Here is a 20,095-nt window from a genome sequence, read left to right as displayed (position 1 = left end):
CAAAAAAAGCGGATTTTAACACGCATCCACTCATTCGCAAAATTTGTTATAAAATAAAGTAGCCAGGGTGCAGCGTAGCGGAGTCCAGGCTACAATAAACTCATCTCTAATTTATTCAACATGGCTGATACGTATTATACCGGCGATTGCATAAGGTAAAAATCCCATAGCAACGACTGACATGGCAGATAATAAGGACAAATAAGCACTAATTGGTAAACCTTGCATGGCAATATGTACTGTTCCGCTGCCAAAAATAAGTATAGGGAGCGTTAGCGGTAACAAAATTAAAGCCATCAAAAGACCTTTTTGGTTGATTCCCACACTAAATGCTGCAGCCAGAGCACAAAGAAATAATAAAGAAGGCGTGCCACAAATAATGGTCAATGCAAGTACACCAGTTTCCCAAGCATTTAATGAAAAAAGCAAGGAAACCAATGGGCATAAAACGAGCAAAGGCAGTAAGTTAAATAACCAATGGGCGATTACTTTCGCCGCAACAAGTAAAGGTAAAGACTGCCCTGAAACGATCCATTGCTCAATGACACCATGCTCATAATCTTGTTGAAATAAACGTTCTGCTGAAAGCAACAAAGACAACATGATCCCCATCCACACTAAACCAGGAGCAATAGTCCTAAGCAATACGACTTCCGGCTTAATAGTCAGTGGGAACATAAAAAGAAAAATTAAGAAAAACAAGCATGCGTTTACTAGAAAACGGATCTGGCGCATCTGAATGAGTAACTCACGCCTAAATTGTTTGGTAAATAGTAAAAAAGAAGAACTCACAAACAATACTCCTCATAATCAGAGGAACTTAGTGGTAATTGCTGGTGAGATGTCAATAACACCCCCCCTCCCTGTTGTCGATGAGTCGCTATTTTATCCATAACCTGCGTGATAGCGTGTTTATCTAAAGCAACTAAAGGTTCATCAAGAAGCCATAATTTGGCGTCAGAGAACCATAAACGTAGTAACCCAGCTTGTCTCCGTTGCCCAGAAGATAATAAACCACAAGAAACATCAAGATGATGTTCCAGTTTAAATATTGAAGCAAGCTCTTCTATTTTATCAAATCGGTCGTTTATATTTACAGTTGCGGGCGCATAATGAAGATCAAAATAACAATTCTCTCTTAGCGTTAAATTAGGATTAATCCCTGCTTTGTGTCCAACAAAACACATTTGACGCTGATAAGCTGGGCGATCTTTAGTTATATTTTGTCCCAAAAATTGAACTTCCCCTTGATGTGGATAAAATAAACCGGCAATTAACTTCAATAAAGTTGTCTTACCTGCTCCATTTCTACCCCGCAAATGCAGCAATCCCCCTGCTGGCACATGAAAAGCTACTTTATTGAGTAAAGGCTGATCCTGATAATCAAAATGAAGGTTAATCACATCAAGCATAGGACAATAATACACTGTAGGTTGAGTTTCTGGGCATTTAAGTACCTGGATGAAGCATAGCATAACCGGGCCACACTTTTATAAGAAATGGTACCCTAACTAAAAAACAAAACAAGTGATTTGATTTATCCTCAAACTCTTGGCAGACGATTTAAATACTTAATCAGCTCTTGCGAAGTCTCTTATTGATCGCCATAATTTATTTTTATTTTTTAAAAGGTTTGTTTTGTAATGGAATTTTTAAGTCAATATGGTATGTTTCTTTTAAAAGCAATAACTGTTGTTATTGCTTTCCTCATAGTATTTGCTGGTTTTTTCTCTATAAGTCGCAAACCAAAGCCCAAACTGGAAATCACTTCTTTAAACAAACATTATGATCATATCATATCCATAATGAACAAAGAAGTTCTTGGCAAAAAACCACCCAAGAAGAAAAAAAATAAAAAAACTAAAGAGGATCATCCCACACTTTATGTGATCGACTTTCAAGGCGACATCAAAGCATCCCAGGTGGAACAGCTTAGAGAAGAAGTAACGGCTATTCTTTGCACCGCTAAACCTGGAGATGAAGTGTTAGTTCGCTTGGACAGTCCTGGCGGAGTAGTCAACAGTTATGGGCTGGCTGCATCGCAGCTCCAACGCATTCGTGATAAAAATATTCCTTTAACTGTGAGCATTGATAAAATGGCTGCCAGTGGAGGTTATTTAATGGCCTGCGTCGCCAATAAAATCATTGCTGCTCCTTTTGCAATTATTGGCTCTATTGGTGTAGTAGCACAAATACCTAATTTTCATCGCTGGCTTAAAAAACACGATGTTGATGTAGAATTATTGACCGCTGGAGAGTTCAAACGAACCTTGACCCTGTTCGGCGAAAATACTGAAAAAGGCAGAGAGAAAGCTCAAGATGATATAGAGAAAATACACGCTGCATTTAGAAATTATGTGGCAAGTAATCGGGAGCAATTAGATATTGAAGAAGTGTCTACAGGAGAACATTGGTTAGCTAAAGATGCTTTTGATCTAAAGCTTGTAGATAAGCTATGCACAAGTGACGACTATCTCATAGAAAAAATTGCTGCCTATAAAGCATTCAAACTCACTATTCCTCCCAAAGCATCGCTGACTAATAAATTACTTAAGCCAGCAATGAGATTGATGCACCCATGGGGCTAAAAGAGCCAACCAATCTAAATTGGCAGTTAATTCAGCATAATGAATAGTAAAAAATCTTTAAGATTCAAAATGCTGGATTAACTGCCGAATTCGAGATAATGGTATATAATTAATTTAGATTACAATATGGAGTGAGCGATGAGTGACTTTAAATCAAAACTACCTGATCTCAAAGAGTTAGCTTCAATGACAGGCAAGTTATATACTGACATCAAAAAGAGTGTAGGTGAAATCGTCCAAAACTATAAAGAAAATAGAGCACAAGAAGCAGAAGAAGCAAAAAAAACAGAGCAAACTCATGAAGAGCCTGTTAAAGAAGCCAAGCCCAAAAAAACTGTTGAAGAAAATATATCGACTGCAGAACCTAGTGCCGATGAAAAATCAAAAAATGATGAGACCAAACAATAACTGTTGATAGTGTTTAAATAACTGTGCCATCTCCTTTAATTGTTATAATTTAACACGTCAATGAGGAGTGCTTTGAATAAGCACAGTGATCTTACACTCCAATTAATCAAGCCCTGTCCAATCATGGCGTCACTCTAAGGGGAAAGTGTGGCCCCTATATCTTTTAAATTGACGCCTTTGTTCAAATGATTACAAGCTAATTGCCAGGCCTTGATGTCCTCTCAGACATCAAGGCAAGTGTTTTAAAGACGTTTTCTTGTGTGTCTTTTAGATTACATGTTGTTTCACCTGCCTTGTAAATTTCAATTTTATCCAAATTGCGAAGAAATGCGATCACCGCCATATTTTCTTGTTCTCTGGCCTGAAAAAACCATTGCGATTGAACGTCTTTACTAAATATTACAATCTCATTCTGATGCCTTATAAGGGCATTTCTATCTGTTCATCTTTTCAGGAATTTTTCATGTCCCTGATTTCTATTAACCACTACCATATCCACGCTGACCTCGATAAGTGAGGCCCCCCTGCAAAAGTTTTTTGAATTCTGTTCGTCACTCCTCGTCCATCGTCATCAGCCTGAAATAAGTGCAACACCCAATAATGATCCGCATCATCTGGAATGCTCTTGTAAACATCATTACCAAGCAACAAAGCCATACGATACCGAATACCAGCTTGATGTACTATGTCGGTTTTGTCTTGTTCTAATCGCCCCTTAAGTCCTTGAATGCCGTCCGGCGAGATATCCTCAATTTTTGCTGATGTGCTTAATGGCAAAATATGTTTTATCACTAGGTCATTGTCTTCATGCATCCGTTCAGCGCCCAATTGCTTCGCTGCCACCTCAATCAGCTGATGGAAAATTTTCTGGGTCAACGATGGATTGGGGGTATTTATAAATTGATATTTTTTATTTGGCTCTTCAGCGCCTGTATCTGAAATCTCCCCCGGTGTCATCAGAAGATGCTCTCGAACTGAATGAAGAATGCCAGCAATTGCATCGGCTGTTGGCTCAGTCTGAGCGGCGACAGAAGCTAATTGAGCAGCCAGAGAAGTCTGAAATTCATTGCAATTTAATGGGGTAAAAGATTAATGATATCAAGCAAACCACTCTGAATATTGCCCATTTTAGAATATGCCATAACACACGCCCCATTATTTTATAATAATAATTATAATATATTTATTGTAGGGGCGTAGTTTGAATTCAGACCCGTTCAGGGCGCGTAAGTCCATATTTGCGCATTTTTTCAACCAAGGTAGTACGTCGCATATTCAGATAGCTTGCGGCATGAGCAACCACCCAATCGGCTTCATTTAATGCTTGACTAATCAGAGCCAGCTCAGTTTTCACTAAGTGTTCTTTTAAATCAATACCTTCTGTACTGGAAATCTGTTCTTGACTCATCGCATCTAACAAAGCTTCTCGCTCAGAGCTTGACGTATCAGATTCAGTATATGGTGGTTTATATTCACCTCGAATTTTTTGCGGTAAATCGTCTTTGCTCAAAATTCCTTTAGGGTACAAAATAGTTAAGCGCTCTACTAAGTTAGCCAATTCTCTGATATTACCTGGCCAATTGTACTCACTCAATGCAACCATAGCATCTGGCATTAAACGCACACTAGGTCTGTTTTCACTTTCAATACGTGAAATCAGCTCGTTAAATAATAAGGAAATATCCTCTGCACGCTCTCTTAAAGGAGGCATTTCTATGGGGAATACATTAAGTCTATAAAATAAGTCTTCTCTGAATTTCCCCTCTTTAATCGCTTCCTCTAAGTTTCTATGAGTCGCTGCAATAATTCTAACATTCACTTCGATACTTTTATTGGAGCCCACCCGTTCAAAGCAGCGCTCTTGCAATACTCGCAATAATTTTACTTGCATAGGTAACGGCATATCACCTATCTCATCAAGGAATAAAGTACCTCCATTTGCTAATTCAAATCGACCTTGTCGAGAAGTAATCGCTCCAGTAAACGCGCCTTTTTCGTGGCCAAATAATTCACTTTCGAGCAGCTCTCCAGGAATAGCTCCGCAGTTAATGGGAATGAACGGCTTGCTGGCTCTTGATGACAGAGCATGGATATTACGAGCAACCACTTCTTTACCTGTTCCGGACTCTCCTAAAACTAAAACACTGGCCTCTGTATCCGATACTTGTTCTATAAGCCTGCGTACATTACGAATGCCTGCACTACTCCCCACAAGACTACGTAATAAAGGATTTTTTTGATTACTAATAATAATAGAATTGACCGCCTCTTTCGCAATTTGACATTGGTGTAAAGACTCCATAATTTGTGCATAAGTAAATGGGAACGGCTGACAGGCAACCACATTACGCAAGAGGCATTGAGTATTATTTAATTTTTGTCCCACAACGATAACCGGCACTTTGACAAATTGGTTAACCAACAAATCCAGTTCATTTATAGTTTCTTGAATAGACTCACTTGCACCAAGAAGAATCACATCAGGATTTATATCAGCAATTTGCCACTCACCATACTTACTGACTTCAGTTGATTCACCAATAAAATCAAGTATCGTGTGCAGCTTGTCACTACGATGTTCATTATTATCGATGATAAAAACCTTGTCATTCATACTCATAAACTTATCCTTAAGTTTTATAAACTTGCACCATCATTCTTTCACTCATAAAGCAAGGAAAGATTTTCTTAATTAACTATCGGTAACACACAATCAATTTAAAAGCATTGCACTGATTACCAAAACACAATTCCTGACTACCAATTGTTCTCGTAGCACCAACTTGAGTTTCTTTCACAAAATGTTTGGCTTGTAGAAAACCCATGCGGCTGCAAAAAGAATTAGCTGCTCGTGAACCACAACCTTGTTTTTGGTCATAACACCAATCCACACGATAATCATTAAAACGAGGAACAGCAAACCGTTTTTCCCGATAATGATAAGGTTTTGGCGGGGTATGTGATAAGCTCGTGGCGCACGCAATAGTCATAAAGCCATTGCAACGCCAACCTTTACAACTCGCGCCAGTTGATAAGTAATGTGTTAACCCTATGTTATAGGCGATTTCATTATCACTGGAGTATTCATAGCCAAGCATTTGACAATAACGATCTGCGACAACTTTACCGCATTCCTTACCATCCATGGAGCAATAATCCAGACGCTCTCCAAGAAAAGTAGGATGCCAAAAATTTCGAAAAGCCTTATTGTGCTTTCCATTTGTATTTGAATGGCTCGAAAAAGAGCAAAATAAAAAAACTAAAAACATAAAGTATCGGAAATTGATCATTAAAACAATCCTTTAGCGATTATCAAATCATGTTAGCTTATGATGCCTACTGGTACAAGAGCTGCATGAGGGTAAATCACTATTGATTTATTAAATGTAGCACATTTCATTTCACTCATTTTCAATAATGATTTTTTTTGATAAAAATAGTTAATCTGATAAAATAATGGCCATGAAAGTATTCTTGATATTTTTTTCAATGCTTCTTGTAATATTCCCCTATACAATAAGCAACAAGACCGATGTCCTCAGCCCCGTGACCACTACAGCTGTTGGATCTAAAAATCCGTGTCCACAAAAAAGCCCCCTTACCCGCTTTATTCGCTGTAATTTTAGTCAGACCTATGTAATACCAACAGCATACATCTTATCAAAAACTTATTCACTTGTGGGCTTATTTTCTTTTTTCCTTTTTCTTCTCTCTCTATGTACTGGATTCGCAGCGCGTATCTATAAACCACCTCGATCATTTTCCAATAATTAACCTTTGTTCTCAAACCCTTCATCCCGATGATTGTTGCATCATTGGTCCGTTATTTTATTGGAGAATTTCATGAAAAATGTGTTTAAAATTATTTTATTAGCTGTGGCAGTTTTCTCTTTTCCTATCTCTTCATTGGCGTCAGTGAGTAATGAAAGTCTTATAGAAAAAAATTATTTTCAATTCACTATTCCCAAATACCAAACGAGTAGACAATCAGGACAAACAGTTAACATTTATGTGCGTTATGCCTATAAGAAAAATCTATCAATTAACCAGTATCCTGATTACAGGGTGCTGCGCACAGCTGTTTTAAAATATATGGAACCTTCTGAAGAGTTTCCTGCGGAAGTATTTTGGGAAATTCTTGCACCTGCAATGGGCAGAGATTTAATGAAAGATTTTCCATTAGACGGAGTAAGTATTCAACTGGAAGTTCTGGATAACCAAAATCCTGACAGTTTTGAGCCAGGCGATCATGGACCTACGTATACTGTGGGTGATATAGAACCTTTACACGTCATACATTAGCTTCCTGTTGCTGTAGCCTGGGGACGCGTAGCATAACCCAGGCTACAATTTTTTAGTTTCGCTAAATAGGATTATCACTATCAATAAATAAGTGCGCTAACTCAAATTGAGAGGCTAGATGATTACCTAAAGCCTGAATGCCATAACGTTCTGTTGCATGATGTCCACAAGAGTAGTAGTGAATACCTAATTCTTTTGCCTGATAATATGTTCGTTCAGAAACCTCTCCACTGATATAAGCATCGACACCTAAACGGTATGCATCCTCAATAAAATCCTGCGCTCCCCCACTACACCATGCAATATGCGTAATTGGCTTTTTACTACCGGCAATAAACAAAGGATCACGCTGTAATTTTTTTGCCAAATACTCAGTAAATTGCGCTGGCTGCATGGCTTGAGTTAACTTTCCCGACCAGAGTATGCTGTCAGTACTTCCTGCCCGGTGCATATGTACCATGTCGACTTCAAATAATTTAGCTAAGCAAGCATTATTTCCCAGATCAGGATGGCAATCCAAAGGAAGATGGTATGCAAATAAATTTAACTCATTACATAACAGCTTATAAATCCGCTGGCGTTTCATTCCTACAATCGTTGACGCTTCGCCACGCCAAAAATAACCATGATGAACCAACAATGCATCTGCATTCCAGGCAATTGCCTGAGAAATTGCGTCTTCAGAAGCGGTTACAGCAGTGCAAATTCGTTTAATCTGTTCTTTTCCTTCAACCTGCATTCCGTTAGGCGCGTAATCATTGTATCGTTCACACGCCAACAATTGATGCAGGTATAATGACAGTTCTTCTTTAGTAATCACCGGTCAGAAACTCGTTTGATGTCCGCGCCTAATAAAGATAATTTTTCTTCTATACGCTCATAACCTCTATCCACGTGATAAATACGCTCAACTGAAGTTTCCCCTTCTGCAACTAATCCAGCTAAGATCAAGCTGGCTGAAGCACGTAAGTCAGTTGCCATTACTGGTGCACCGGTTAATTTTTCTACACCATTAATGATCGCTGTGTTTCCATTGAGTTGGATCTGAGCCCCCATACGTTGTAGCTCCTGTACATGCATAAAACGATTTTCAAATATCGTTTCAACTATAGTCGAGGAACCAACTGCTACGGAATTCATAGCCATGAATTGAGCCTGCATATCTGTTGCAAACGCAGGATAAGGTGCAGTAGAAATATTTACTGCCTGAGGACGTTGATTGTGCATATTAAGACTAACCCAATCTTCTCCTATCGTTAACTCAGCGCCAGCCTCTTCAAACTTACACAGTTGCGATAATAAAGTATCGGGACGTACTCGTTTCACAGTAACATGTCCTCGAGTTAGAGCACCCGCTGCTAAATAAGTACCGGCTTCAATTCGGTCGGACATTACAGAATAAGTACCACCAGAAAGCGACTCAACACCTTCAACCTCAATTATTGACGTTCCAGCCCCAGAAATTTTTGCGCCCATTTGAATTAAAAAATTAGCCAAATCAACTACTTCAGGTTCACGAGCCGCATTTTTAATAACTGTTGTACCCTCAGCAAGGGTTGCTGCCATGAGTACGTTTTCAGTACCAGTCACTGTAACTGTATCAAACATTAAACGCTTACCTTGCAAACGGCCACGTCTGCAACGCGCATTGATATAACCATTTTTTACTGTGATATCAGCCCCCATGGTTTTCAATGCCTTTAAATGCAAATCAACAGGTCTTGTCCCAATAGCACATCCCCCTGGTAAAGATACATCCGCCTTACCAAATCGAGCAAGCAAAGGGCCCAATACTAAAATTGAAGCACGCATTGTTTTAACTAAATCATAGGGAGCAACAAACTCATTCACTTGACTGGCATCAACCTGGACATTCATTTTTTCATCAACGATTAAATGAGCACCTAATTGACCTAACAATTCCATCATAGTCGTTATGTCTTTGAGATGAGGGACGTTGGAAATGGTCACATGATCTCGTGCAAGTAAACTTGCCGCCATAATAGGTAAGGCTGCGTTTTTTGCGCCGGAAATAACTACCTCCCCATTCAGTGCTTTACCACCATTAATTAATAATTTATCCATGTTGCGTTCCCCATTCTTCTTTGGTCCACGTCTTCATGCTCACAGCGTGTAGTTTGCCAGAGGTAATTAATTCGCTCAGCTGTGCATAGACCCACTGCTGTCTGGCTACCTTGGATTTATTTAAAAAGACGTCACTTACAACAGTTATCTGATATTGATAACCATCCCCCTCCACTTTGATGTAAGAAACATCATCGATGGCTTTAAATTTTTGTTCTATTTCTTCATTACTTATCATTAAAATTAGCTCACAAATTGAAATAAATACAACTTTTGGTAACAAATTTATCTAGGCAAAGCACAGGCCTCTCCACGTTCTGTCATCCAAATAAAAAAACAAAAACCCGGGCTACGGTTCACACCTTCACCCAGGCTAAATTTCATCACTCTAAAAAGTAACCGTTCTCCAAAAAATTTGGATCGTTCTCACTGAGTAATCAAAAAATTATACGGCCTCCAAAATCCCCCTCACACCACAAAACTCTGCTAAGGATTGGGTATCAGCTGGAACTCCAATAATTTCAAAAATCTTGTTATTTTTTTTACATAATTTCCTGGCCTCGATAAGTAATGCTAGACCAGCACTATCACAGTGCCTCACATCACTAAGATCCAAACCAAACTTGCCACTTTTATCTTCCATCAAAGCTTGATAGAGTTTTGCTCGAACTGCAACAACAGACTTAAATGAAAGATCACTACCAGGCTTAAAATAAACTGTACTCACAATTATGCAGCCCTTTTAAGTTGCTTTTTTTCCATTAACTTGATGACTTCATCAATACTGGAATTTTGTAATGCCGCCGCGAACTGTGAACGGAAACTTTGCAGCAAACTTACCCCTTCAACACTAATATCATAAATCTTCCACTGGCCATTTTTAGCAACAAGGCTATAAGACAATGGGATGTTTTGACCTTCAGCACGAATAATAATACTGTTAACCCGTAAAAAACGAGAGTCCAATGAGCCTCTTAAAGGTAGAAATTGTACGCTTTCATCGGAGTATTGTGCTAATGGACTAGAATAAGTACGAATAACCAATCGAGTAAACGCTTTTGAAAATTGCGCTCGCTGCGTATTTGTTGCCTTACTCCATGCTTGTCTTCCCAGTACTGAACGTGACATACCTGCAACGTCAACTATAGGGAGTAAGTTTGTTTCTACAGCCTTATAAATGATATTAGGATTATTTTTCAAACTGGATTTATTTTCTTTAAGAGTAGCGATGATGTTATTAGCAGTTTGCTCCAGCATAGGTATAGGAGAGTTTTGTGCATTCATTACAGGGGATAAAATCACACTGACAACTAATAAAATTGTTTTTATTATTCTCATGTCTTTGACCTTATTTTTTAATGTTAAATAGTAGTTGACCAATTAAATTTTCAAGAATAATTGCTTCTTGAGTTTTTCCAATCACATCGCCATTTTTCAAATAAGGATGGTCTTTGTCCTCTTCATCCTCGAAACCTGGAACAATACTAATGTAATTGGAACCAAGCAAACCCTCCGTCAAAATTCGTGCAGATGCATCATCGTAAGGTATTTTCTTATCACTTCGTAAACGCATAGTGACCTTGGCATTAAGCTCCCCGGGCTGCAACTCAATATGAGTTACCTCTCCAATTTTAACCCCTGCTACAGTAACAGGTGCGCGTACTTTTAGACCACCAATATCAGTAAAATCAGCCGTTACATCATAATTGTCATGAGACATAAAACTAGAAAGATTACTCACTTTCATTGTCATGACCAATAAAGCCAATATACCAAGCAACATAAATAGCCCAACACTAAAATCTACATAACGTTGCTTACTCATTTACCAATCTCCAATCATCATTGCGGTCAACAAAAAATCAAGCCCTAATACAGCAAGCGATGAATAAACTACTGTTTTAGTCGTCGCTTGACTAATACCTTCTGCAGTAGGAACACACTCAAAACCCTGGAATACAGAAATCCAGGTTACAACAAAAGCAAAAACTAAACTTTTAATGATACCACTGAGTACGTCAATTCGGAAATCCACTGCCGCCTGCATGTTGGACCAAAAACTTCCCGCATCTACGCCCAACCAGTGCACACCTATAAAATAACCACCAAAAATCGCTACAGCTGAAAAGATTAATGCCAAAAGTGGTAAGGTAATAAAACCTGCTATAAAACGAGGATAAATAACCCTGCCTAAAGGGTCAACACCCATCATATCCATGCTGGATAATTGTTCTGTTGCTTTCATTAAACCAATTTCAGCAGTTAAAGCAGACCCCGCACGTCCAGCAAACAATAAAGCACTGATTACTGGTCCAAGCTCTCTTGAGATACTTAAGGCCAATAATTGGCCTAGTTGGCTTGAAGCACCAAATTTCTGCAGCGTATTATAACCTTGTAAACCAACAACCATACCAATAAATAATGCGGACACTACAATAATTAAACACGACAAAACCCCAACAAAGTAGATTTGATAGCGCAGCAAAGGCCAAAGCCTTGAAATGCCAGGTCGTCTGAACAGCATCAAAAACAAGAATAGGCCAGAACTTCCTAAGTCTTGCAAAATCCGTGAACCACGATTACCGGCACGCGTGATGAACTCAAGCATCTAATAGCTCCTCTATGTACGATCTGGCAGGATAATGAAAAGGAACAACCCCATCAGCTTCACCATGCATAAATTGTTTAATTTGAGGTTCAGATGATTGAATTAGCTCTTCTGGAGTTCCTTGGCCTATGATTTTTCCACCAGAAATAAGGTAAATATAATCTGCTATAGAACAGGTTTCTTCAACATCATGCGAAACAATAATTGTTGTTGTATGCAACAATTCATTTAAGCGTTTGATTAAACGGACTAAAACCCCCAGAGAAATCGGATCCTGCCCAGTAAATGGCTCATCGTACATCATAAGCTCTGGGTCCAAAGCGATAGTACGAGCCAAGGCTACCCGACGAGCCATTCCGCCTGACAATTGATCAGGCATCAGATTTGCAGCCCCCCGCAATCCCACAGCCTCCAATTTCATCAATACGATGTCACGTAACATGGACTCATTTAATAACGTGTGCTCTCGCAAAGGAAAGGCCACATTATCAAATACCGAAAGATGGGTAAATAAAGCTGAGCTTTGAAAAAGTAAACCCATATTACGTCGTGCATCATACAAAGCCTTGCGCGGCAATTGATGTATATTTTGGCCATTGACATGAATCAAACCGCCGTCTGGTTTTAATTGAGCACCAATTAGCTTTAATAAAGTTGTTTTTCCAGAACCACTAGGCCCCATAATTGCAGTAATTTTTCCTCGCTTAACCACCATATCAACATTATTGAAAATGCAACGACTCTCACGAGTGAAGATTAAATTTTTGATTTCGACCCAATTTTCAGGCATTCTCATTTTTCCGGTTATAGCCAAAAGTAGAAGTATACCCAAGATACTTCAAAATGCTAGGTTTTAGACGACTTGATTTTTCACTGAAGAGGATTTTTAAAGGCAAGTAAGCGCCAGATTTTATTGCGAATCTTTAAAAAGTTTACTGAGAGGAAAAAGAATAGGCAAAAATAGGATGTTAGTACATATTGAGGTGCTGAAACTGGATTGCAAAATTGAAGTATTTAATCCTATATATTCAAATGTTTTTTTGTTAGAATGAAAAATAAACAAAAAAACATCAATTATCCTATGAATTTTTGTACACTTGGACTCGCCGTTATTGAAACCGAAGCACAAGCTGTCTTTGAACTATCACAAAGAATTGATAGCCGATTTGAAAAAGCATGCGAACTATTGCTTGCCTGTAAGGGACGGATTGTAGTAACGGGCATGGGAAAATCCGGTCATATTGCGAACAAAATCGCGGCAACCTTATCCAGCACTGGCAGCCCTTCATTTTTCATGCACCCAGGCGAAGCAAGCCATGGGGATCTCGGCATGATAACCCGACAAGATACAGTGATCGCGATTTCTCACTCAGGCAACACATTAGAGCTAGTAACCCTGCTTCCTTTATTAAAACGATTAGAAGTGCCTCTCATTACCCTGACGGGAAACTCTGAGTCTACTTTATCAAAAGCAGCGGATGTGAATTTGGATGTCAGTATTCATCAGGAAGCATGCCCACTTGGTCTTGCGCCAACAACCAGTACCACTGTAGCTTTAGTTATGGGCGATGCACTAGCGATTGCGCTTTTACAAGCCAGAGGGTTTAGTGAAGAAGACTTTGCATTATCACACCCCGGAGGCTCTCTAGGTAAACGACTTTTATTGCGCATTGATGAACTTTGCCACCATGGAGATCAATTGCCACTCGTTCATGAAAATGCGACTGTAAGTGAGGCCTTGATTGAGGTAACAGACAAAAAATTGGGTATGACCTGTGTCATTGACCATAAAGGTTATCTGACTGGAGTCTATACCGACGGAGATGTGCGACGAACTTTAACCCGCCAATATGACATTAATACCACACCAATTAAAGAAGTCATGACGCGTAATGCACGCACAATTCCTAAAGGAATGCTTGCCGCAGAAGCTTTGACAATTATGCAAAAACACACTATCACTGCATTAATTGTCGTTGATGAAGAGAAACGACCTACAGCCGTGCTTCATCTCCATGATTTATTAAAAGCAGGTGTTTTTTAAATGAATCAATTAATTGAACGAGCCAAAAACATTAAATGCTTAATCTGTGATATGGATGGAGTGCTAACTGATGGCCTTCTATATATTGATAATCACTTTAATGAACTAAAAACGTTCCACATTCAAGATGGAGTAGGCTTAAAATTGCTCATGACAGCAGGAATCGAAGTCGCTGTTATTACCGGTTCACGCAATGCAGTAGTCGATCATCGGATGCAGCAATTAGGCATTGTTCATTATTATAAAGATCAATTAGATAAGCAAGATACATACAAGCAACTAAAAAATAAATTAAATCTTCAAGATGAGCATTTTGCCTATATTGGCGACGATCTTCCTGATGCACCAATTATGCGACAAGTCGGTCTGAGTGTCGCAGTTGCCAATGCAGTACATCAAATTAAAGAAATTGCCATGTGGCAGACAACTCTACCGGGCGGTCGTGGAGCTGTACGTGAGTTATGCGACCTTATTCTGAATGCACAAAATAAAATGGATTTTGCTATAGCAGGTTATCTAAAATAATGAATGCAGCAAAACAACTCATGTGGCTTTTTTTTACCTTGGTTATCCTAGCATGTTCGGGATGGTATTATGGCCATTCAACAACCATGATTCGCCTAGATAGGGAAACTTTAGCAAATTCAGTAGACATGACTATTTTTAATGTCACCGTACGTCAGTTTAATCAACAAGGAACTCTGGCCAACATCCTCTCGGCCCCAACCATGCAACATATTCAAAAAGGTAATGTTTATTTATTTGAAAATCCGCATATTATAGTAAGCCAGGAAGAACAAGCACCTTGGGATATTAGCTCAAAAAAAGCGAAATCATTTGAAGGTGGTCAACGAATCACTTTTACAGGCAATGTCATAGTGCGTCAACAAACAGGAAATAAATCTCAAGAAAGTACTTTAAAAACAGAAGAAGTAACCTATTTTCCTAAAGAAAAGAAAGCCAGCTCTGATATGCTCGTGACCTATGAGCAGCCAGGAAACATCATTCAATCGACTGGAATGAATGCATACCTTGATGAAAAAAGAGTAGAATTACTCCACCAAGCAAGAGGAAGTTATGTTCCAGCAAATGGTTAACTACAGTTTGATCTTTCTTTTCATGCTCACCTCTTCTGTTGTGTATGCTCTGGCAGAGGATAAAGAAAAAGTCATGCATGTCATGGCCAATTCGGCTAATCTAAGTCAACAAGAACATAAAGGAACTTATACTGGTAATGTTGAATTAGTACAAGGAACAACCAATTTGCAGGCCGAAAAAGCAGTGACTCTAGGCAATGAAAAAAATCAACTCGTTCTTGCTATAGCTAATGGAGTAACTGGGAAACAGGCGCACTATTGGACCATAACAGACCCTAACAAACCACCAGTACATGCTTATGCAGACACTATTCGTTATTATCCATTACGTCATTTAATTGAGTTAATAGGAAATGCTCGCGTAGAGCAAGGAGAAAACTCTTTTTCTGCTGCAAAAATAAGTTATGATACTGAAAAACAACATGTTCTGTCTCAAGGTAATGAAAGTCAAAGAATCACTATTATTTATTATCCAGAAAAGAAATCATCATGAGCATCCTTGAAGCGCGAAATCTAAAAAAATCATTTAAATCGCGAACGGTAGTTAATGGCATCAGCATCCACATAAAAAAAGGTGAATGCGTCGGCCTGCTAGGCCCTAATGGTGCTGGGAAAACAACTTGCTTTTATATGATAGTAGGTTTGCAATCTTGCGATGAAGGACAAATTCTCTTAGCTGACCAAGACATAACAGCAAGTGCGATGCATCAAAGAGCACGTTTAGGTATCAGCTATCTCCCCCAAGAGGCTTCTGTTTTCCGTAAACTTACTGTTGCAGAGAACATCATGGCCATTTTGGAGCTTAGATCAGATTTAAATGATCAGGCTCGTGAAGAAAAACTGGATTTACTGCTCCAAGAATTTCATATTACACATCTGGAAAAAAGCCTAGGTATGGCATTATCTGGTGGAGAGCGACGCCGTGTTGAAATTGCGAGAGCCTTAGCTATAGAACCATCCTTCATTCTTCTTGATGAACCCTTTGCCGGAGTCGACCCTATTTCGGTTCTTGATATAAAAAAAATCATTCAACATTTGTGTAATAAAGGTATTGGCATTTTAATCACTGATCATAATGTGAGAGAAACCTTGGATATATGTGAACGAGCTTATATAGTCAGTCAAGGAAAAATCTTGTGCGAAGGAACCCCCGAGATTATACTGGCCAATCAACAAGTCAGGGCAGTTTATTTAGGCGAAGAATTTACTTTGTAATAAAACTGCAGTGCGGGTAATTTATAGCCTAGATATTTTTTAGCCTGGGTGTCCGTAACCCGGGAAGCTTGTGGCACATAAATGGGTTTCGCTACTCTACACCCGAGCTACACTAATTGATTAACCTTTTGATTTAATATGCTACTCATTATCGACAATTATGACTCATTTACCTACAATCTGGTACAATATTTCCAATGCCTTAATCAGGAAGTATTGGTTTATACTCACGATCAAATTAGCATAAGCCAAATAAAAAACCTTGCTCCGGCACATTTAGTTATCTCCCCAGGTCCCAAAGCCCCCAATGATGCGGGCATTTCTATGGAGGCAATTCAGACATTTTATCGAACTATTCCTATATTAGGTATTTGCCTTGGGCACCAAAGTATTGCTCAGGTTTTTGGTGGCCGCATAACACCCGCCCCAGAAATAATGCATGGAAAAACATCTGCTATAGTACATAACCAACAAGGAATTTTTAAAAATATTCCGAACCACTTTAAGGCAACCCGCTATCATTCCTTAGCAGTAGAAAATGACAGCCTTCCAGAATGTTTGACTATCGATGCATGGGCAAATAATACAATTATGGCAATTTCACATCGTCAATACCCTGTTTTTGGTCTACAATTCCATCCAGAAGCAATATTAAGCCAATATGGGCTGCAATTATTAGAGAATTTCTTACAATATGAAACCCAGTCTGCTGTTTGAACACTTGATCGCAAAAAAGAATTTAAGCCCAGAACAAATGCATACCGTCATTCATGCATGTATGTCAGGTGAATACAATGACGCGCAAATCGCAACATTTTTAGCACTCATGCGCATGAAAGGCGAAACAACAGATGAATTAATTGCTGCAGCTGAAATCATGCAACAATTAGCCCATAATATCGAACTAGGCTCCAATCTAATTGATATAGTTGGCACAGGCGGTGACGGAAAAAATACGTTTAATGTATCTACGGCATGTAGCTTTGTAGTAGCAGCAGCAGGATTCTCGGTAGCAAAACATGGCAATCGCTCTGTCTCGAGTCGTAGTGGTAGCGCAGACCTATTGGAGCAGGCGGGTTTTGTTTTGAACCTAACTGATCAACAAATAAAAACGTGTATTCAACAATGTGGTTTGGCATTTTTATTTGCCCCCCACTACCACCCTGCCATGCAATATGCGCGCACAGCACGTCAACAATTAGGTATTAGAACATTGTTCAATTTGCTTGGCCCTCTTATAAATCCTGCTCGTGTAAAGAAACAGGTTGTGGGTGTATTTTCAACAACTTGGCAAAAACCTTTAGCATCAGTTCTTGCTCACTTAGGGAGTGAAAGAGCCTTAGTAGTAAGCTCCCAAGATGGCTTAGATGAAATCAGTATCGCAGCGCCTACAGAAGTCATTGAGTATCGTGAAGGAACTTTTAATCATTGGGTAATTCATCCTCAAAACTATGGCATCAAACACCATTCTTTAGATGAGGTTATGGTTGATTCGCCACGCCAAAGTTTAGAATTAATCCAAGAAGTATTTTCTGGAAAGCAAGGAGCCGCGCGTGATATGGTTTTGTTGAATGCTGCTGCTGCAATTTACTGTGCTCATGAAAATACTTCTTTTGAAGAGGCATTGGAGCAAGCTAAAATCGCAATAGATAGCGGTAAAGCCAGCCAATGTTTTACTCAACTTAGCCAATTAACTCAAACTTTAAATAAAGAAATCGCATCATGAATAGTGTGTTACATCGTATTGCCGAACGCAAACAAGAAGAAATTGCTCTTGCCAAAAAAGATAAACCCCTAAGTTTATTGGTACAACAGCCTATTATGGAGCAGCGTGATTTTGTTGCTGCGTTAGCCTCTGAGCAAACTCCAGCAATTATTGCAGAAATTAAACGTGCCTCCCCGAGCAAAGGGTTAATCAGAGAAGATTTTAATGTAAAAGAGATTGCAGCAATCTATGCGGAACATGGTGCACGTTGTCTTTCTGTACTTACTGATATTGATTTTTTTCAAGGCCATCCAGATTATTTAGTGCAAGCAAAAAATCATTGTGCATTACCAATACTGCGCAAAGACTTCATTATTGATCCCTATCAAGTTTATGAAAGCCAGGCATTAGGCGCAGACTGTATCTTACTGATTGTTGCCCTCCTTGATGATGTCCAATTAACTGATTTTTGCCAATTAGCGCATGAACTGAAAATGGCTGTACTTGTAGAAAGCCATAACGAAGAAGAATTGGAGCGTGCACTACGTTTACCTACACCATTAATAGGTATTAATAATCGTAGTCTTCATACGTTTAAGACAGACATTCAACTCAGTATCCAGTTAAAACAATACATTCCTCAAGACAGAATAATCATTACTGAAAGTGGTATAAATACACGTGCAGATATAAATTTGATGCAAGCTCATGGAATTAATACATTTCTTATTGGAGAAAGTTTAATGAGGGCAAAAGATATAGGGAATGCCCTAGATCAGCTGATAAATGGGAATTAACGTGATTCGAGTATCTTGTTGCCTGGCTACTCCCAATTCGGCTCAGAGGGTTGTGAAGGCTCAGGAGCACCAGGGTCATCTGGCTCATAAGGTTCTGGCTCTGATGGATACTCATCAGGCTTATCAGGAAACTCATAAGGTTCAGGTATTTCGTCACCGTTTTTCAAAATAGCACCCTTATGTTTGTAGTATTTATAAAACATTATAGCAAAAGGAAAAAAAAATGAATGTCGCTGTAATTACCGGGGCTGCAAATGGAATTGGCTTAGCATTATGCCAAGTCAATTTACAACGGGGTAATACTGTAGTGATGGTGGATAAAGACAGTATAAAACTCAAGCAGGAAGCCAAACGATTATTGGCCCTATTTCCAGAAAAAATTTTGGAAATTTCTTGCGACGTGACGCAACCCAATGAAGTGACGCAGCTGGTAAAACAGATTGTGGATCAGTTGGGACGTGTTGATTGGATTTATAATAATGCAGGTATTATCGGTCAATTAGCCCCTATCTGGGACTTATCACACGAGCAGCTCCAAAAAGTTATGGATGTGAATCTATATGGAATGATTCATATCATTCAAGCATTTACTCCTGTCTTATTTCGCCAAACATTCCACTCACATATTATCAATATAGCGAGTTTATATGCTTTGTGCACAGGTTCACAAACTGCTGCTTATGCGATGTCAAAACATGCAGTACTTGCTTTATCTGAATCCTTGCATTTTGATCTGATACGTCAAGAAAAACCTGTCGATGTTTCAGTAGTGTTTCCATCCTTTACTGATACAGCCCTTTTATCACATAACTCCAGTACTAACTCTTCTTTTCATGAGGCATTAAAGTCACTTTTATCGCATTCACGATCCGCCATCGATATTGCCGAACATATAGTTCATGAAGTAGGGCAAAAAAAGTTCTATATTTTTCCAGATAAGGAAGTAAAGGGATATTGTGAAGAGCGAACCCAGGCAATGATATTGCAAGAAAAGCCGCATGTTACCAATATTGAAAAATTAATGTGTGCACTCATGAAGCGTCAAGAATCAAGGGGGTAAGTGCATGCTGGGCTGCTAAGCCCAACATGTAATAATGCCAATGTATGAGCATCATGGACATTTTGCAGAATAGGAGTTAGCTCAGCAAACGCGGGGCTTAACAGCCCAGCCTACACTTGCTTATTCATCAACGAATTACCTAACACATACAATCCCGAATATAGCGAGGGATGACGACAGAATAAC

At 39.1% G+C, this 20,095-nt stretch carries 26 protein-coding genes; 12 read left to right on the top strand and 14 right to left on the bottom strand.

Translation table 11 applies throughout. The features are described 5' to 3' along the window. Positions 1-111: 111 nt before the first annotated feature. Positions 112-792, bottom strand: a complete 681-nt coding sequence (gene ccmB, locus BGO44_RS04160; RefSeq protein WP_058510876.1) for a heme exporter protein CcmB — start codon at positions 790-792, stop codon at positions 112-114. After that, positions 789-1,412, bottom strand: coding sequence for a heme ABC exporter ATP-binding protein CcmA (gene ccmA / locus BGO44_RS04155; RefSeq protein ID WP_058511711.1), 624 nt, complete (start codon positions 1,410-1,412; stop codon positions 789-791). The genes ccmB and ccmA overlap by 4 nt, the downstream gene beginning before the upstream one ends. A 231-nt stretch (positions 1,413-1,643) precedes the next feature. Here ccmA and sohB point away from each other — a divergent pair, with 231 nt between their 5' ends. Together sohB and BGO44_RS04145 are read left to right on the top strand one after the other, a co-directional pair. Beyond that, on the top strand, positions 1,644-2,588 hold the full coding sequence (gene sohB, locus BGO44_RS04150; RefSeq protein ID WP_058510877.1) for a protease SohB: 945 nt from the start codon (positions 1,644-1,646) through the stop codon (positions 2,586-2,588). A gap of 138 nt (positions 2,589-2,726) precedes the next feature. After that, positions 2,727-2,996, top strand: coding sequence for a hypothetical protein (locus BGO44_RS04145; RefSeq protein ID WP_058510878.1), 270 nt, complete (start codon positions 2,727-2,729; stop codon positions 2,994-2,996). Between the two features lie 486 nt (positions 2,997-3,482). On the opposite strand, the gene BGO44_RS04140 is transcribed toward BGO44_RS04145, so the two are convergent. From BGO44_RS04140 to BGO44_RS04130, 3 genes are all read right to left on the bottom strand, one after another. Next, positions 3,483-3,953 carry a hypothetical protein gene (locus BGO44_RS04140; protein WP_058510879.1) on the bottom strand — a complete coding sequence of 157 codons (471 nt, stop codon included), beginning with the start codon at positions 3,951-3,953 and terminating at the stop codon, positions 3,483-3,485. A gap of 250 nt (positions 3,954-4,203) precedes the next feature. Further along, positions 4,204-5,616 carry a sigma-54 dependent transcriptional regulator gene (locus BGO44_RS04135; RefSeq protein ID WP_058510880.1) on the bottom strand — a complete coding sequence of 471 codons (1,413 nt, stop codon included), beginning with the start codon at positions 5,614-5,616 and terminating at the stop codon, positions 4,204-4,206. A gap of 76 nt (positions 5,617-5,692) precedes the next feature. Then, the gene (locus BGO44_RS04130) at positions 5,693-6,286 is read right to left on the bottom strand and encodes a hypothetical protein (RefSeq protein ID WP_058510881.1); all 594 of its coding nucleotides are present in this window, start codon (positions 6,284-6,286) and stop codon (positions 5,693-5,695) included. A 553-nt stretch (positions 6,287-6,839) separates the two neighbouring features. Between BGO44_RS04130 and BGO44_RS04125 the strand changes: the two genes are divergently transcribed. Next, on the top strand, positions 6,840-7,298 hold the full coding sequence (locus BGO44_RS04125) for a hypothetical protein (protein WP_058510882.1): 459 nt from the start codon (positions 6,840-6,842) through the stop codon (positions 7,296-7,298). 61 nt (positions 7,299-7,359) lie between these two features. On the opposite strand, the gene BGO44_RS04120 is transcribed toward BGO44_RS04125, so the two are convergent. The 8 genes from BGO44_RS04120 to BGO44_RS04085 form a co-directional block, all read right to left on the bottom strand. Further along, on the bottom strand, positions 7,360-8,118 hold the full coding sequence (locus BGO44_RS04120; protein WP_058510883.1) for a Nif3-like dinuclear metal center hexameric protein: 759 nt from the start codon (positions 8,116-8,118) through the stop codon (positions 7,360-7,362). Further along, positions 8,115-9,383 carry a UDP-N-acetylglucosamine 1-carboxyvinyltransferase gene (gene murA, locus BGO44_RS04115; protein ID WP_058510884.1) on the bottom strand — a complete coding sequence of 423 codons (1,269 nt, stop codon included), beginning with the start codon at positions 9,381-9,383 and terminating at the stop codon, positions 8,115-8,117. Before murA ends, BGO44_RS04120 begins: the two co-directional genes overlap by 4 nt. Next, entirely contained in the window at positions 9,376-9,621 is a 246-nt protein-coding gene (locus BGO44_RS04110; RefSeq protein ID WP_058510885.1) for a BolA family protein, read from the bottom strand. The genes murA and BGO44_RS04110 overlap by 8 nt, the downstream gene beginning before the upstream one ends. Before the next feature lie 207 nt (positions 9,622-9,828). After that, the gene (locus tag BGO44_RS04105) at positions 9,829-10,110 is read right to left on the bottom strand and encodes an STAS domain-containing protein (RefSeq protein ID WP_058510886.1); all 282 of its coding nucleotides are present in this window, start codon (positions 10,108-10,110) and stop codon (positions 9,829-9,831) included. A gap of 2 nt (positions 10,111-10,112) precedes the next feature. Next, positions 10,113-10,721, bottom strand: a complete 609-nt coding sequence (locus BGO44_RS04100) for an MlaC/ttg2D family ABC transporter substrate-binding protein (protein ID WP_058510887.1) — start codon at positions 10,719-10,721, stop codon at positions 10,113-10,115. Between the two features lie 10 nt (positions 10,722-10,731). Continuing rightward, positions 10,732-11,208, bottom strand: a complete 477-nt coding sequence (mlaD, locus tag BGO44_RS04095) for an outer membrane lipid asymmetry maintenance protein MlaD (protein WP_058510888.1) — start codon at positions 11,206-11,208, stop codon at positions 10,732-10,734. Continuing rightward, a complete protein-coding gene (gene mlaE, locus BGO44_RS04090) occupies positions 11,209-11,991 on the bottom strand; it encodes a lipid asymmetry maintenance ABC transporter permease subunit MlaE (RefSeq protein ID WP_058510889.1) in 783 nt (260 codons plus the stop codon). Further along, a complete protein-coding gene (locus BGO44_RS04085; RefSeq protein WP_273199379.1) occupies positions 11,984-12,781 on the bottom strand; it encodes an ATP-binding cassette domain-containing protein in 798 nt (265 codons plus the stop codon). The genes mlaE and BGO44_RS04085 overlap by 8 nt, the downstream gene beginning before the upstream one ends. A 291-nt stretch (positions 12,782-13,072) precedes the next feature. Here BGO44_RS04085 and BGO44_RS04080 point away from each other — a divergent pair, with 291 nt between their 5' ends. The 8 genes from BGO44_RS04080 to trpC all read left to right on the top strand — a co-directional run bounded on the left by BGO44_RS04080 (position 13,073) and on the right by trpC (position 18,849). After that, positions 13,073-14,035 (top strand): KpsF/GutQ family sugar-phosphate isomerase, encoded by a 963-nt coding sequence (locus BGO44_RS04080; RefSeq protein WP_273199414.1) that lies wholly within the window; start codon positions 13,073-13,075, stop codon positions 14,033-14,035. Beyond that, positions 14,036-14,560, top strand: a complete 525-nt coding sequence (kdsC, locus tag BGO44_RS04075) for a 3-deoxy-manno-octulosonate-8-phosphatase KdsC (RefSeq protein WP_058510891.1) — start codon at positions 14,036-14,038, stop codon at positions 14,558-14,560. Next, the gene (lptC, locus tag BGO44_RS04070) at positions 14,560-15,132 is read left to right on the top strand and encodes an LPS export ABC transporter periplasmic protein LptC (protein WP_058510892.1); all 573 of its coding nucleotides are present in this window, start codon (positions 14,560-14,562) and stop codon (positions 15,130-15,132) included. The genes kdsC and lptC overlap by 1 nt, the downstream gene beginning before the upstream one ends. Beyond that, a complete protein-coding gene (gene lptA / locus BGO44_RS04065) occupies positions 15,113-15,625 on the top strand; it encodes a lipopolysaccharide transport periplasmic protein LptA (protein ID WP_058510893.1) in 513 nt (170 codons plus the stop codon). The genes lptC and lptA overlap by 20 nt, the downstream gene beginning before the upstream one ends. Continuing rightward, positions 15,622-16,347 (top strand): LPS export ABC transporter ATP-binding protein, encoded by a 726-nt coding sequence (lptB, locus tag BGO44_RS04060; RefSeq protein ID WP_058510894.1) that lies wholly within the window; start codon positions 15,622-15,624, stop codon positions 16,345-16,347. Before lptA ends, lptB begins: the two co-directional genes overlap by 4 nt. Positions 16,348-16,485: 138 nt before the next feature. Beyond that, complete coding sequence (locus BGO44_RS04055; RefSeq protein ID WP_273199380.1) at positions 16,486-17,064, top strand: anthranilate synthase component II; 579 nt, start codon at positions 16,486-16,488, stop codon at positions 17,062-17,064. Further along, positions 17,042-18,073, top strand: coding sequence for an anthranilate phosphoribosyltransferase (gene trpD / locus BGO44_RS04050; protein WP_058510896.1), 1,032 nt, complete (start codon positions 17,042-17,044; stop codon positions 18,071-18,073). The genes BGO44_RS04055 and trpD overlap by 23 nt, the downstream gene beginning before the upstream one ends. Continuing rightward, the gene (trpC, locus tag BGO44_RS04045; protein ID WP_058510897.1) at positions 18,070-18,849 is read left to right on the top strand and encodes an indole-3-glycerol phosphate synthase TrpC; all 780 of its coding nucleotides are present in this window, start codon (positions 18,070-18,072) and stop codon (positions 18,847-18,849) included. The genes trpD and trpC overlap by 4 nt, the downstream gene beginning before the upstream one ends. A gap of 26 nt (positions 18,850-18,875) precedes the next feature. Here the strand turns inward: trpC and BGO44_RS04040 are convergent, their stop codons facing one another. Then, a complete protein-coding gene (locus tag BGO44_RS04040) occupies positions 18,876-19,016 on the bottom strand; it encodes a hypothetical protein (RefSeq protein ID WP_273199381.1) in 141 nt (46 codons plus the stop codon). Positions 19,017-19,072: 56 nt separating this feature from the next. Between BGO44_RS04040 and BGO44_RS04035 the strand changes: the two genes are divergently transcribed. Then, the gene (locus BGO44_RS04035) at positions 19,073-19,909 is read left to right on the top strand and encodes an SDR family NAD(P)-dependent oxidoreductase (protein WP_058510898.1); all 837 of its coding nucleotides are present in this window, start codon (positions 19,073-19,075) and stop codon (positions 19,907-19,909) included. Positions 19,910-20,095: the final 186 nt, after the last annotated feature.

The sequence above is a fragment of the Legionella sp. 39-23 genome, from assembly GCF_001897665.1.
GTDB lineage: Bacteria > Pseudomonadota > Gammaproteobacteria > Legionellales > Legionellaceae > Legionella > Legionella steelei.
Note: the sequence above shows the minus strand (reverse complement) of the source record. Positions and strands in the feature narration are given on the sequence as shown.